This is a genomic window from Pantoea piersonii (genome assembly GCF_003612015.1).
Classification (GTDB): Bacteria; Pseudomonadota; Gammaproteobacteria; order Enterobacterales; family Enterobacteriaceae; genus Pantoea; species Pantoea piersonii.
In genome coordinates this window covers 346,380-359,896 of record NZ_RARB01000003.1, presented here as the reverse complement: position 1 = coordinate 359,896, position 13,517 = coordinate 346,380, and the positions used below count along the sequence as shown (strand labels likewise).

Sequence of the window (13,517 nt, the reverse complement as noted above, 5' to 3'; positions counted from 1 at the left end):
ATGACGATCATCATATTCATCGTCAAGGTAGAATATGATGGTCATAATAATTACTATGAATGGCAGAACGTATCAGCAGGAAAAGAGCGATGGATAAACTAAGCCATAAAGCGCGGACGCGGCAGCGTATTCTGGATGAAGCGGCGCGGGTAATGCGAGAGTGCGGTACTGAGAGCATCGGCGTAGCGTCACTGATGAAGCGCGTCGGGCTGACGCACGGCGGCTTCTATGCGCACTTCGACTCGCGTGAGGCGCTGGTGCAGGCGGTAATCGCCGAGATGTTCACTGACTCAACGCAGCGCATGCAGCCGTTGTGGCAACAGTCCGATCCGGCTGAACGGCTGAACACGCTTATCGACTACTACCTGTCAGAAACGCATCGCGACTCGCCCGCGGAAGGCTGTCCCATGCCCGCGCTGGTCAGCGAAGTGGGCCATCTGCCGGACGAGGCGAAAGCCATCTTTACCCAGGGCGTAGCGTCTATGCTGCAGCGGCTGAGTGAACTGCTCGCCGAGCTTGGGCTGCGCGACGCTGAGGCACTGGCCAGCAGCCTGCTGGCAGAAATGGTCGGCGCGCTGGCGCTGGCGCGCGCCTGCCCTGATAAAGCGCTCTCCGCAATAATGCTGGCGCGCAGCCGACAGGCGCTGAAACGTCGCACCGGACTGGAGCGTGCAGCATGAGCGAGCACAACATAACTGATATTATCGCGCCCGGTCTCGACGTGCTGTTCTGCGGCATCAACCCAGGCCACTCCACGGCGCATACCGGCTATCACTTCGCCCATCCTGGCAACCGGTTCTGGAAGGTGATCTTTCTTGCTGGCTTTACTCGCCAGCAGCTTAAGCCCGAAGAAGAGCAGCGACTGCTGGAGACCGGCTGCGGCATCACTATGCTGGTCGAGCGTCCCACCGTGCAGGCGAATCAGCTGGCTGCTGAAGAGCTGCGCGACGGCGGCGCGCGTCTGACCGATAAGGTGCTTAACTACCAGCCGCGCGTGCTGGCTATCCTGGGCAAAGATGCTTTCAGGCGCGCCTTTAACCAGCGCAAGGTGGAGTGGGGTTTACAAGGGATCTTTATGGGCAAGACTCAGGTCTGGGTGCTGCCAAATCCCAGCGGGCTTAACCGCGCCTCACTGGATGAGATCGTCGAGGCATACCGGCAACTTCATGATGCGTTACATAAAAGTCTCTAATAAAACGTGAGCAGGCTCGGCTTACCGCTGACTGGCAATTGTTCCCCGGCACCATCCTGGCTAAACCAGGTACTGGCTTATAAAAGGGGAGTGGAATGAAAAAGTACCTGATTATGCTGATGGCGCTGCTGTTTGCTGCGCCGGGCTGGAGCGAAACCCTGCGCGTGTTCTGTTCCGGCGGGATGTACCCCGTCGTGGAGAGCCTGAAGGCCGATTATGAAAAGCGCAGCGGCAATCAGCTGACGCTGGAGGCCGCGCCATCAATGGGCGACACGCCGCAGGCGATCCCGAACCGCCTGAAGCGGCACGACGACGCCGACGTGCTGGTTATGGTTGATTACGCCATCAAACCGCTGGCGCAGCAGGTGAAAAGCGACACGCATCAGGTGCTGGCGCACTCCTGGATTGCGATGGCGGTGAAGCAGGGCAGGCCGGCGCCCGATATCAGCAGCGTCGCGAAGTTCAAACAGGTGCTGACCGAAGCCTCAACTATCGCTGTCTCAGACAGCGCCAGCGGGCGGTATATCCGCAGCGAAATGCTGAAAAAGCTAAACCTTGGCGAGCAGACGGCGAAAAAGGTGAGGGTGATCCCCGCAACGCCGGTTGGTGAAGCTGTCGCGGAGGGCAAAGCGCCAATCGGTTTTCAGCAGAACAGCGAGTTGAAAGCGGTGAAGGGCATTACCATTGTGGGCCTTATTCCACCCGCGGTGCAGCAGGATACCCTTTACGGGGCGGTTGTAACTGCCTCCAGCAAACAGCCGCAGGCGGCGGGCGACTTTGTGCACTATCTGCAAAGCGATCGGGCGAAAGCGGTGATGCGTGACAAGGGGCTGACGCCGTTTTAAAGGCAATAAAAAACCCCGGCGAGCCGGGGTTTTTAACAATGGAGCGATTAGCGATTAGCGATTAGTCGTCCAGGAAGCTGCGCAGCACTTCTGAACGGCTCGGGTGGCGCAGCTTACGCAGCGCTTTCGCTTCAATCTGACGAATACGCTCACGCGTTACGTCGAACTGTTTGCCCACCTCTTCCAGCGTATGGTCGGTGTTCATATCGATGCCGAAACGCATACGCAGCACTTTGGCTTCACGCGCGGTCAGGCCCGCCAGCACGTCGTGGGTGGCTGAACGCAGGCTCTCAGAGGTAGCAGAGTCAAGCGGCAGCTCCAGCGTGGTGTCTTCGATAAAGTCGCCCAGATGCGAATCTTCGTCGTCGCCAATCGGCGTCTCCATAGAAATCGGCTCTTTGGCGATCTTCAACACTTTGCGGATCTTGTCTTCCGGCATCAGCATACGCTCGGCCAGCTCTTCCGGCGTCGGCTCGCGGCCCATCTCCTGCAGCATCTGGCGCGAAATACGGTTGAGCTTGTTGATGGTCTCAATCATATGCACCGGAATACGGATGGTACGCGCCTGGTCGGCGATAGAGCGGGTAATCGCCTGACGGATCCACCATGTGGCATAGGTAGAGAACTTATAACCACGACGGTATTCAAACTTATCAACCGCTTTCATCAGGCCGATGTTGCCTTCCTGAATCAGGTCGAGGAACTGCAGACCGCGGTTGGTGTATTTTTTCGCAATTGAAATCACCAGACGCAGGTTCGCCTCTACCATCTCTTTCTTCGCACGACGCGCTTTCGCTTCGCCGATAGACATACGACGGTTGATATCTTTAACCTGCTCGATGGTCAGGCCGGTCTCTTCTTCGATCTGATGCAGTTTCTGCAGGCAGCGCATCACATCTTCTTCTACTTCTTTCAGCTTCTCTGACCAGGGTTTATTCATGGCCAGCGCGGCTTTGAACCAGCTCTCGCTGGTCTCGTTGCCGGTGAACAGTGTGATGAAGTTTTTCTTCGGCATTTTGCACAGTTCAACGCACAGCTTCATGATGATGCGCTCTTGCGTACGCACGCGCTCCATCATCTCGCGCATGTTGTTGACCAGGTAGTCGAACTGCTTCGGCACCAGGCGGAACTGCTTAAAGACGTCAGAAAGGTTCTGAATCTCTTTTACTGCGTCAGCATGGCTGCGACCTTTGCTCTTGATGACGGTGCGGGTCGTTTCATACTGCGTGCGCAGCTCGACGAATTTCTCGCGCGCCAGTTCCGGATCGATAGAGTTATCGTCGTCGGAATTGTCGTCTTCGCTCTCTTCGTCTTCTTCTTCGTCGTCGTCGCGGTCTTCTTCAGACAGCTCTGAGCCGACGTGGGTGGCGGTAGGCGCCAGATCTTCTTCAGCGTTTGGATCCACGAAGCCGGTGATCAGGTCGGAGAGGCGAGACTCGCCCGCTTCGACTTTGTCGTACTGCTCCAGCAGATAGGTAATGGCTTCCGGGTATTCCGCAACCGAACATTGTACCTGGTTGATACCGTCTTCGATGCGCTTGGCGATGTCGATTTCGCCTTCGCGCGTCAGCAGCTCAACGGTACCCATTTCACGCATATACATGCGCACAGGGTCGGTGGTGCGGCCAATTTCAGATTCTACGCTGGATAACACCTGAGCGGCGGCTTCCGCGGCATCTTCGTCAGTATCGGCGCTGTTTTCGTTCAGCATCAGATCGTCGGCGTCAGGGGCTTCTTCCACCACCTGAATACCCATATCGTTAATCATCTGGATGATGTCTTCGATCTGATCGGAGTCGACGATATCTTCCGGCAGATGGTCATTGACCTCAGCATAGGTCAGATAGCCTTGCTCCTTACCACGGGTGACAAGCAGCTTAAGCTGTGACTGCGGGTTTTGCTCCATAAGACGGTATCCACACTTCTGTTAATTAGATTGGTGTCGGTCGGCAGCGAGCCAACTATAACAGTGAAGGCGTTGTGTTATTGCCGCTGCCTTCGTCGCGGCCAGGGCTTTTGCCCATTGTATATCGGCACTTAAGCCGCTTTGAATATGTTCCGGGCCTGGCGTGTTCGCCCTTTTCACCCCCGGCAGTGCTCGCACTCCTCACGTATTTCCGTACGCTCCGGGTGCTGCGCGCTGGCGGTGATAGAAATGACTTCGCCGCCAACGGTCCTGCAATTATTGCGCGCTGCTCGGACCTGGCATATTCGCCCTTTCAGCCCTTACAGGTTTACGTCTCCGGCTTGGCTTATCGCGTCACTAAGCCTCGGCTTGCGGCGCTGCGCCCCAGAAACGAATGGGTCAGACATGCGCCTTTGACTACGCGCAACAGTCTGACCCACTGTAAATTCTACTTTTTCGCCAGCGCCTGGCTTAACGTCCAGAATTCGCGGCGTTCTTCCGCGCTTAAACCCTGAGTGCGATCGCGGGCGATCAGCTCTTCCAGACGCTGCTCCAGCGCGGCGTCGTAAATGCTCGCCAGCGAGTCATGGAACACCGCTTCAACTTCCTCATCCACTATCATGTGGTTCCATGTGGCTAAGGTTTCAAGCGTCTGACTAAAATTTGTTCCGCGATATAACTCTAGTAGCTGTCCGGTAGTCAATCCAGGATTCTCGTTGCAACGGCTGACTAATTCAGCAAACAGCGGCAAACCCGCCATTTTTACCTGGTCAAGCCCGTCAAGCGTCGGCACCAGCGTCGCCAGCTGCGGATTTTGCACCAGCAGCGCTACCAGCACGCGCATTGTGGTGCGCTTCAGCGGCGGTGCCGTCGGCGCCGCGCCGCCGGGTGCCAGCTTCGGCATCAGCTTCTCTAACTGGTTATCGTCAAGAATGCCGAGTTTATTACCCAGTTCCTGACGCATATAGATGCGCAAGGTCTCGCCTGGAATCTGGCTGATCAACGGCAGCGCCAGCGTACTCAGGCGCGTTTTACCGTCGCGTGTGCTCAGGTCCACCTGTGGCAACAGCGAGTCGAACAGAAAAGAGGAGAGCGGCATTGCCTGCTCCATACGCGCTTCAAACGCGTCTTTACCCTCTTTACGTACCAGCGTGTCCGGATCTTCGCCGTCAGGCAAAAACATAAAGCGTAGCTGACGTCCGTCATTCATGTAAGGCAATGCGGTTTCCAGCGCGCGCCACGCGGCTTCCCGACCCGCGCGATCGCCGTCGTAACAGCAGATCACGGTATCGGTGCTGCGGAACAGCAGCTGGATATGCTCCGCCGTCGTGGAGGTACCCAGCGACGCTACTGCATAATCAATGCCGAACTGCGCCAGCGCCACCACATCCATATAGCCTTCTACTACAAGCAGGCGAGCAGGCTGCGGATGATTCTTTTGCGCTTCATACAGGCCGTAAAGCTGACGACCCTTGTGAAAAATGGGCGTTTCCGGCGAGTTCAGGTACTTCGGCGTATCGTTGCCCAACACGCGGCCGCCGAAGCCAATCACGCGTCCGCGCTTATCGCGGATGGGAAACATGACGCGCTCGCGGAAGCGGTCGTAGGTGCGGCCCTTGTCGTTGGAGACCAGCATGCCGGCTTCCATCAGGGATTCGCGATCGTCCTTATTGCTGCCGAAACGTTTTAACACGTTATCCCAGCCCGCCGGCGCGAAGCCGATGGCGAAATGCTCGATGACCTCGGCGCTTAAGCCGCGGTTGCTGAGATAGTCGCGCGCCGCTCGGGCGTGAGACTGCGTCAGGCTTTGCTGATAAAAACCGTTGAGGTTCTCCATCAGCTGATACAGGCTCTGGCGCTGATGGCGTTCCATCTGGCTCGGTCCGCTGCCCGCTTCATAGGGCACTTCCAGACCGTGCTGCGTCGCCAGCTCTTCGATGCTCTCGACAAATTCCAGTCGATCGTAATTCATCAAAAAGTCGATGGCGTTGCCGTGCGCGCCGCAGCCAAAGCAGTGATAAAACTGCTTCTCGCCGTTTACGGTGAAAGAGGGGGTTTTCTCATTGTGGAAAGGACAGCACGCGTGGAAGTTCTTACCCTGCTTTTTCAGCTTAACGCGGGCATCGATCAGATCCACGATATCCGTGCGGGCAAGCAGATCATTGATAAAAACGCGTGGGATTCTTCCAGCCATAAGCCCCAGATTTTCAGCTCATAAACGGCAACAAGCCGCGCTTCCTTTCGGAAAGCACGGCCTCTTACGTGACTCTGTCTGCGTTTAACACGCGGTGGAGGCGAACCTCCGGAAGAACTTAGTACAGACGAGTGCGGCGTGCGTTTTCGCGAGCCAGTTTTTTGGCGTGACGCTTAACTGCTGACGCTTTAGCGCGCTTACGTTCTGTGGTCGGTTTTTCATAGAACTCACGACGACGAACTTCAGCCAGAACGCCTGCTTTCTCGCAGGAACGCTTGAAGCGACGCAGTGCTACGTCGAATGGCTCGTTTTCACGTACTTTAATTACCGGCATGTAACTCTCACCTCGATAAAATTCGGTTTTTGCTGCTGACTGCGGCGCCAGCACTTTTCAAAATGGTGCAGCATTTTACTCCAACGCGAGTCGGTTTGTAAAGCACCATGGACAATTAAGAACCAACAGGAGCGTTTGCCGATGCGGCTGCCGGTTTTTTTCAAGGGTGCGGAGTATAGCGCACTCTTTGCGCGCCACGGAATCACTTTTTACAGCGAAAGCGTCGACGAACGAAGGCGTTGCTATGCTACACTGCGCGCCGCAAGTAAGAGGTAAGCGCTATGCGAATTCTGGGTATTGAAACATCCTGCGATGAAACCGGCATCGCAATCTATGATGACGAAGCGGGTCTGCTCGCCAATCAGCTTTACAGCCAAGTGAAACTGCACGCCGATTATGGCGGCGTGGTGCCGGAACTGGCGTCGCGCGATCACGTGCGCAAAACCGTGCCGCTGATTCAGGCGGCGCTGAAACAGGCGAACCTGCAGCCGCAGCAGATCGACGCCGTCGCCTATACGGCGGGGCCGGGTCTGGTGGGCGCGCTGCTGGTCGGCGCCACCATCGGACGCGCGCTGGCCTTTGCATGGAAGGTGCCTGCGGTGCCAGTACATCATATGGAAGGCCATCTGCTGGCGCCGATGCTGGAAGAGAACCCGCCGCAGTTTCCGTTCGTGGCGCTGCTGGTGTCCGGCGGCCATACCCAGCTGATTAGCGTAACCGGCATCGGCGAATATGCGCTGCTGGGCGAGTCCATCGACGACGCCGCAGGCGAAGCTTTTGATAAAACCGCCAAGCTGCTGGGGCTGGACTATCCCGGCGGCCCGATGCTGTCGAAAATGGCGCAGCAGGGCGTTGCGGGACGCTTTACCTTTCCGCGTCCGATGACCGATCGTCCCGGGCTGGACTTCAGCTTCTCCGGTCTGAAGACCTTTGCCGCCAACACCATTCGCGAAAATGCGGACGACGCGCAAACCCATGCCGACATCGCGCGCGCGTTCGAGGATGCGGTGGTCGATACCCTGATGATCAAGTGCAAACGCGCGCTGGAGCAAACCGGCTTTAAGCGGCTGGTGATCGCGGGGGGCGTCAGTGCCAACCGCACGCTGCGCGATCGTATGGCGCAGATGATGCAGGCGCGCGGCGGCGAAGTTTTCTATGCGCGTCCGGAATTCTGCACCGACAACGGCGCGATGATCGCCTATGCGGGCATGGTACGGCTGAAAGGCGGCACGCGTGGCGGGCTGGGAGTCAGCGTACGGCCTCGCTGGCCGCTGGCGGAGCTGCCCGCTATCTGATGTAAAAATGGGGTTTTCTAATCCCTAACAGAGCCGACAGCCTCGGCTCTGTTATTCCTCTTTGCGCGCTTTTTTGCGCTTCCAGATTTTACTCTCCTGACCGCGCCATAAACGCTGAATATTGTCGTGATGACGCAGCAAAATCAGGCATGACAGCATCGACACCGGAAAGGTGAACTGCGGCTTAAACCACCAGACGTAGAAGGGCGCAATCAGCGCGCTGACAATCGCGCCTAGCGACGAGTAGCCGCTCAGCAGCACCGTCAGCAGCCAGGTGCCGGTCATCAGCCCGGTCAAATCCCAGCCGATCGGCGCGATGGCGCCCAGCGCGGTCGCGACGCCTTTGCCGCCGCGAAAGCGGAAAAACACCGGATAGATATGGCCAAGACAGGCCGCAATAGCGGTAAGGCCAAGATAAAGCGGGGCGAGATGCAGCAGATACGCCAGCCAGACCGGCACCATGCCTTTGAGGATATCGAAAACCAAAACGCAGGCCGCTGCGGCTTTGCCGCCGATGCGCAATACGTTGGTCGCGCCAGGATTACCTGAACCCTGAGTGCGCGGATCGGGCAGTCCGGCGATTTTGCAGACCAGAATGGCGCTCGAAATCGAACCGCAAAGATACGCGAAAAAAATCATACCAGGCGCGATAGCACTCATATTACCGTACCGTTTCCTTTAGGGTCGTTTTGTCTTCGTTAACCGTGGATAATACGCATTATACGCCGGAAGTGGTATCCGGCTTAGCCAAAAACAGAGACTGTCATCATGGATATCGTTTTTATCGAACAACTCACGGTGTTCACCACCATTGGCGTTTACGACTGGGAACAGGGCATTCAGCAGAAGCTGGTGCTCGATGTCGAAATGGCGTGGGACAACCGCCAGGCGGCGCGCAGCGACGATGTGAACCACTGTTTAAGCTATGCCGACGTCTCTGAGGCGATCCTGACGCACCTCAGCGGTACGCGCTTCGCGCTGGTAGAGCGCGTAGCGGAGGAAATCGCGGATCTGCTGATGACGCGTTTCGGTACGCCAGGCGTGCGTATCAGGGTCGCCAAACCGGGCGCGGTTGCGCAGGCAAACCAGGTCGGCGTGCGCATCGAGCGCGGGACTATTCCTAAATGAATACGTTGTGATTGCCATCACAGTGAAACCAAACCAAATTATTGTCTGCCATACGCTGTGCCGGTGCGTTGTGAAACGCAAAGGGCACCGAAAGCCTTAAGGTTTCCCTCAGGCTGGCGATGGCAGAATTTCAGGCGGAAGCAAAATCGCGACCGCCTTTTTAATGGGTTTGAAACGGACATAAGGAAAATTTGATGGCAGATATTCATCAGCTTTGGGTAGCTGCAATCCTGGGCGTCGTGGAGGGGCTAACGGAATTCCTGCCTGTCTCTTCCACGGGGCACATGATTATTGTCGGCCACCTGCTGGGCTTTGAGGGCGATAAAGCAGAAACCTTCGAAGTGGTGATCCAGCTTGGATCCATACTTGCCGTGGTGGTGATGTTCTGGCGTCGTCTCTTTGGATTAATCGGTATTCATTTTGGCGAAGTAAAGCATGAAGGCGTGGGCCGCGGGCATCTGACGCTGATCCATATCCTGCTGGGAATGATCCCGGCGGTCGTCATCGGGCTGGTGCTGCACGACCAGATCAAAACGCTGTTCAACCCGATTAACGTCACCTACGCGCTGGTGGTCGGCGGCCTGCTGCTGCTGGCGGCGGAATACCTGAAGCCGAAACAGCCAAAAGCGGTGGGGATTGACGATATTACCTATCGCCAGGCCTTTATGATCGGCTGCTTCCAGTGCCTTGCGCTCTGGCCGGGCTTCTCTCGCTCCGGCGCTACCATTTCCGGCGGCATGCTGATGGGCGTTAGTCGTTACGCAGCGTCAGAGTTCTCTTTTATTCTCGCTGTGCCGATGATGATGGGTGCTACCGGCCTCGATCTCTATAAAAGCATCGGCTTCCTGACGATGAGCGATTTTCCGATGTTCGCCGTCGGTTTCGTGACCGCGTTTATCGTGGCGCTGATTGCGATTAAAGCCTTCCTTGAGCTGATTAAACGCATTTCGTTCGTCTCTTTCGCCATCTACCGCTTTATCGTAGCGGCAGCCGTCTACGCTATCTTTATGTAATGCCTGCGCGGCCAGCCATCAGGCTGGCCGCATCTCCGCAATTCCTTGCGCCACGGCGGCAATACGGCGTCGCGTCAGCTCTTCTCTTACCTTAGCGCCTTTGAAACCCGCCTCGATGACCGCTTTGGTCGGCACCGATTGCGCCAGCGCGAACGCCTGACGCAGATAATCGCCCTGCGGATAGGCCATGCTCTCGAGTCCGGCGCGGCCGCGCGCGTCCGCTTCGCTGGTCAGCGCTATTTGCTCTACCCGATGGGGTTTGCGCCAGGCGTCGATACGATCGAACAGCGCCACTAAGGCCTCGGCGGACTGACGTTCAATGGTATGCACGACGTCGTGGTATTCCGTGACGATCAGCGCCAGATCGCGAATAGCGTTCGGCACGCGCAGACGCTGACAGAGCGCCTCAACCAGCGGCACGCCTGCCGCGCCGTGCCCGTGATGGCTCGGCCACTTCTCTGGCGGTGTCAGCGCTTTGCCGACGTCGTGGAACAGCGTAGCGAAACGCACATCGACCTCATCCGACAGCGATGCCGCCAGCGTCAGCGTCATCAGCGTATGCACGCCAGTGTCGATCTCCGGATGCCACTTCGCCGGCGCGGGAATGCCGAACAGCCTGTCGAGCTCCGGGAACAGCACTTCAAGCGCGCCGCAGTCGCGCAGCACCTGAAAATAGACCTGCGGATTGCGCGAGGTTAGCGCTTTCTCCGTCTCTTTCCAGACGCGCTCGGCGGTGAGATGGCCCAGCTCGCCGCTCTCCGCCATCTGACGCATCAGCGCCTGCGTCTCTTCGGCGATACGGAAATTAAGATGCGCGAAACGCGCGGCGAAGCGCGCCACGCGCAGTACGCGCAGCGGATCTTCATTAAAGGCGTCGGAAACGTGGCGCAGCAGGCGCGCCTGCAGATCGCGCTGTCCATGAAAGGGATCGATCAGCTCGCCGCTCTCCGTCTGCGCAATGGCGTTGATAGTCAGATCGCGGCGCTGCAGATCCTGCTCCAGCGTCACGTCGGGCGCAGCCCAGGTGACAAACCCCGTATAGCCATTGCCGCTTTTCCGTTCGGTGCGCGCCAGCGCGTATTCTTCGCGGCTTTTCGGATGGAGAAATACCGGGAAATCACGGCCGACCTGCTGAAAACCCTGCGCCAGCATCGCTTCAGGCGTCGCGCCGACTACCACCCAGTCCCGGTCCTTGACCGGCAGTTTTAACAGCGCATCGCGAACGGCGCCGCCTACTAAATAGGTCTTCACTCAACAACTCCAGAGGTAATAAATAAGGCGCGCCGCAGGGCAAATTCGCCGCTGAACATTCAGCACGCTTGTTGCTCTATTGTTGCACACAATGGCCAGATTGCAGGCATGACAGAAAGGACATCAAAGGATGCCCTTAAAATAGTGGCCTTACAGCGGGCCTTGTCACCCGCGCCGGCCCGGTCGCTGATGACGAGAAAGCGCGGGAGAAGGCTTAGTTCATCCAGCGATCTTTTTTCTTGCGGCGCGGCACCATATGCGGCAACACCAGCCCCAGCAGCAGACCAACGCCCAGCACGCCGCCGCCATACATAAACCACTGCATGATGATGGTGCGCTGTTTGTCATCCAGTTGAACGTTGGCGGCGCTGACCTTTTTCTGCGCCACGATCAGCTCGTTTTTCAGCTTCTGGTTTTCTTCTTTCAGCCCGTTGATCACGCTGTCGCTGTTGGCGACTTTATTCTGCATTTCCGAGGTGCGCTGGTTCCAGCTGTTATCGATGTTGCCCAGCTTAGCGGTAAGATCTTTTACCTGCTGCTCCAGCTGCGGCACGCGCGTGCGCAGGCTGGGTTCGGCGCTGAGCTGCGAAAGCGGGATCCAGACGGTACGGCCTTCCGAGTCGCGGATCTGGCCGTAATTCGTGTCGTTGTTAGTCTGCACCAGCTGCACTTCTTCGCCCGCGTTCAGCTTGCCGAGCAGGCGAAACTGGTCGCCCGGTCCGCTGCGAACCCAGGTGGATAATTCGTCGGAGATGTAGCGTTTTTCGTCTGCATGGGCTGGCGCGAGCGTGCTAATAGCCAACAAGGTAAGGCCTGCGATTACAATTTTTTTCATTCGATGTCGTTTTAGCTTGGGGGTCTGTAAATTTACCGGCACAGTCTGGAACCGCCTCGCATAAATCTGAATGAGAACTATCCTGGTCTCATTTCCCTGCGAAAAGGGTAGCGAAAGCGCAAAGAAAGCAGAGACAGCCCGCCTTCTGTGCATTAATCTTCGCCAGATAACCCTCGTAAGTGCCAGCAGCGTATTGAATAAAAAATTATGACCATCGAAATCGAGCTAAAGTTCATTGCCACACCTGACGCCGCCAGCAAGCTGGCGCAAACCCTCGCCGGTTTTCCCCACCAGCATCAGGCCGCGCGCGCGTTAAGCAACGTCTATTTTGAGACGGATGACAACCAGCTGCGTCGCTGGGATATGGGCCTGCGTATTCGCGGCGTTGACGGTCATCACGAGATGACGCTGAAAACCGCCGGAAAAACCCTCGGCGGCCTGCATCAGCGCGCGGAATATAATATCGACCTGCCTGAAGCGAAACTGGATATCGCGCGACTGCCCGCCGAGGTCTGGCCGCAGGGCACCGACCTCGCTGCGCTGCAGCAGCGGCTGCAGCCGCTCTTCAGCACCCATTTCCAGCGCGAAACCTGGCTGGTTCAGGTGGGCGAAAGCGAAGTGGAAGTGGCGTTCGATCGCGGCGCAGTCGCCACAGAGACGCTGAGCGAAGATCTCTTTGAGGTCGAGCTGGAGCTGAAAAGCGGTCAGCGTAACGACATGATGACCTTCGCCCGGCAGCTTATCGCAAACGGCGGCCTGCGTCTGGGGAGCCTGAGCAAGGCGGCGCGCGGCTATCAGCTGGCGCAGGGCAATCCGCCGCGTCCGCTGCGTCCGTTCCCGCTGTTAAAGGCCGCGCCGAAAGCGACGGTGGAAGAGGGGATGGTCACCGCCATGTCCAGCGCCCTCAGTCACTGGCAGTATCATGAAGAGGTCTGGCTGCGCGGCAATCCCGAGGCGCAGCACAGCGTCGTCGAGGCGCTGGAAGCGCTGCGTCAGGCCTTTTCTCTGTTCGGCGCGCTGGTGCCGCGTAAGGCGAGCAGCGAGCTGCGCCAGAAACTCACCACGCTGGAAGAGATCCTCGCCGAACCGGTAAAAGATGCGCAGGCGTTGAGCTTTTCAGCGCTCTCCGTCGAAACCCAGTTAGCGCTTACTCACTGGCTGGTGGAGTCGCAGTGGCAGCCCTGGATCGATGCAAAGAACCAGGCGAAGCTCGACGGCTCCTTTAAACGCTTCAGTGACATTATGCTGAGCCGTATCGCGGCCGATCTGAAAGAGACCTTCAGCGATGTGCAGCAGGCGAACGAATATCACGACAAAGCGACGCGTCTGACGCGCCAGCTGCTGGCGGTGCATTTGCTGGCGGGCGCCTACGCGCCGGAAGCCGTTGCCGTCTGGCTGTCGCCGTGGCAGCAACTGCAGCAGTCTATTGCGCAAAATCAGGATCGCTGGCTGAAATCACTGGCGGCTCAGGCGATTCGCCAGCCCGCCTTTTGGCTGAACAGCAGCGCGCCACGATGATCTAAT

The 13,517-nt window shown here is 57.6% G+C and carries 13 protein-coding genes; 7 read left to right on the top strand and 6 right to left on the bottom strand.

Annotated elements, in window-relative coordinates:
- Nucleotides 1-89 precede the first annotated feature (89 nt).
- From D7S44_RS11115 to D7S44_RS11105, 3 genes are all read left to right on the top strand, one after another.
- Nucleotides 90-680: a TetR/AcrR family transcriptional regulator gene (locus tag D7S44_RS11115; protein ID WP_120454824.1), complete on the top strand. Its 591-nt coding sequence runs from the start codon at nucleotides 90-92 to the stop codon at nucleotides 678-680.
- Nucleotides 677-1,192 carry a G/U mismatch-specific DNA glycosylase gene (gene mug / locus D7S44_RS11110; protein ID WP_120454822.1) on the top strand — a complete coding sequence of 172 codons (516 nt, stop codon included), beginning with the start codon at nucleotides 677-679 and terminating at the stop codon, nucleotides 1,190-1,192. Before D7S44_RS11115 ends, mug begins: the two co-directional genes overlap by 4 nt.
- Nucleotides 1,193-1,287: 95 nt before the next feature.
- Entirely contained in the window at nucleotides 1,288-2,037 is a 750-nt protein-coding gene (locus tag D7S44_RS11105; RefSeq protein WP_120454820.1) for a substrate-binding domain-containing protein, read from the top strand.
- 61 nt (nucleotides 2,038-2,098) lie between these two features.
- Here D7S44_RS11105 and rpoD read toward each other — a convergent pair whose 3' ends face one another.
- The 3 genes from rpoD to rpsU form a co-directional block, all read right to left on the bottom strand.
- Entirely contained in the window at nucleotides 2,099-3,943 is a 1,845-nt protein-coding gene (rpoD, locus tag D7S44_RS11100) for an RNA polymerase sigma factor RpoD (RefSeq protein WP_120454818.1), read from the bottom strand.
- Nucleotides 3,944-4,391: 448 nt separating this feature from the next.
- Complete coding sequence (gene dnaG / locus D7S44_RS11095; RefSeq protein ID WP_120454816.1) at nucleotides 4,392-6,137, bottom strand: DNA primase; 1,746 nt, start codon at nucleotides 6,135-6,137, stop codon at nucleotides 4,392-4,394.
- A gap of 118 nt (nucleotides 6,138-6,255) precedes the next feature.
- Nucleotides 6,256-6,471, bottom strand: a complete 216-nt coding sequence (rpsU, locus tag D7S44_RS11090) for a 30S ribosomal protein S21 (protein WP_001144069.1) — start codon at nucleotides 6,469-6,471, stop codon at nucleotides 6,256-6,258.
- Between the two features lie 281 nt (nucleotides 6,472-6,752).
- On the opposite strand from rpsU, the gene tsaD reads away from it, so the two are divergent.
- Nucleotides 6,753-7,766, top strand: coding sequence for a tRNA (adenosine(37)-N6)-threonylcarbamoyltransferase complex transferase subunit TsaD (gene tsaD, locus D7S44_RS11085; protein ID WP_120454814.1), 1,014 nt, complete (start codon nucleotides 6,753-6,755; stop codon nucleotides 7,764-7,766).
- 51 nt (nucleotides 7,767-7,817) lie between these two features.
- On the opposite strand, the gene plsY is transcribed toward tsaD, so the two are convergent.
- The gene (plsY, locus tag D7S44_RS11080; protein ID WP_120454812.1) at nucleotides 7,818-8,426 is read right to left on the bottom strand and encodes a glycerol-3-phosphate 1-O-acyltransferase PlsY; all 609 of its coding nucleotides are present in this window, start codon (nucleotides 8,424-8,426) and stop codon (nucleotides 7,818-7,820) included.
- Nucleotides 8,427-8,534: 108 nt separating this feature from the next.
- Here plsY and folB point away from each other — a divergent pair, with 108 nt between their 5' ends.
- Nucleotides 8,535-8,894 (top strand): bifunctional dihydroneopterin aldolase/7,8-dihydroneopterin epimerase, encoded by a 360-nt coding sequence (folB, locus tag D7S44_RS11075; protein ID WP_120454810.1) that lies wholly within the window; start codon nucleotides 8,535-8,537, stop codon nucleotides 8,892-8,894.
- 194 nt (nucleotides 8,895-9,088) lie between these two features.
- Complete coding sequence (gene bacA, locus D7S44_RS11070) at nucleotides 9,089-9,907, top strand: undecaprenyl-diphosphate phosphatase (protein WP_120454808.1); 819 nt, start codon at nucleotides 9,089-9,091, stop codon at nucleotides 9,905-9,907.
- A gap of 18 nt (nucleotides 9,908-9,925) precedes the next feature.
- Here bacA and D7S44_RS11065 read toward each other — a convergent pair whose 3' ends face one another.
- Nucleotides 9,926-11,158 (bottom strand): multifunctional CCA addition/repair protein, encoded by a 1,233-nt coding sequence (locus D7S44_RS11065; protein ID WP_120454806.1) that lies wholly within the window; start codon nucleotides 11,156-11,158, stop codon nucleotides 9,926-9,928.
- 214 nt (nucleotides 11,159-11,372) lie between these two features.
- Nucleotides 11,373-11,993, bottom strand: a complete 621-nt coding sequence (locus D7S44_RS11060; protein ID WP_120454804.1) for a TIGR04211 family SH3 domain-containing protein — start codon at nucleotides 11,991-11,993, stop codon at nucleotides 11,373-11,375.
- A 207-nt stretch (nucleotides 11,994-12,200) separates the two neighbouring features.
- Here D7S44_RS11060 and D7S44_RS11055 point away from each other — a divergent pair, with 207 nt between their 5' ends.
- Entirely contained in the window at nucleotides 12,201-13,511 is a 1,311-nt protein-coding gene (locus D7S44_RS11055) for a CYTH domain-containing protein (protein ID WP_120454802.1), read from the top strand.
- Nucleotides 13,512-13,517 lie beyond the last annotated feature (6 nt).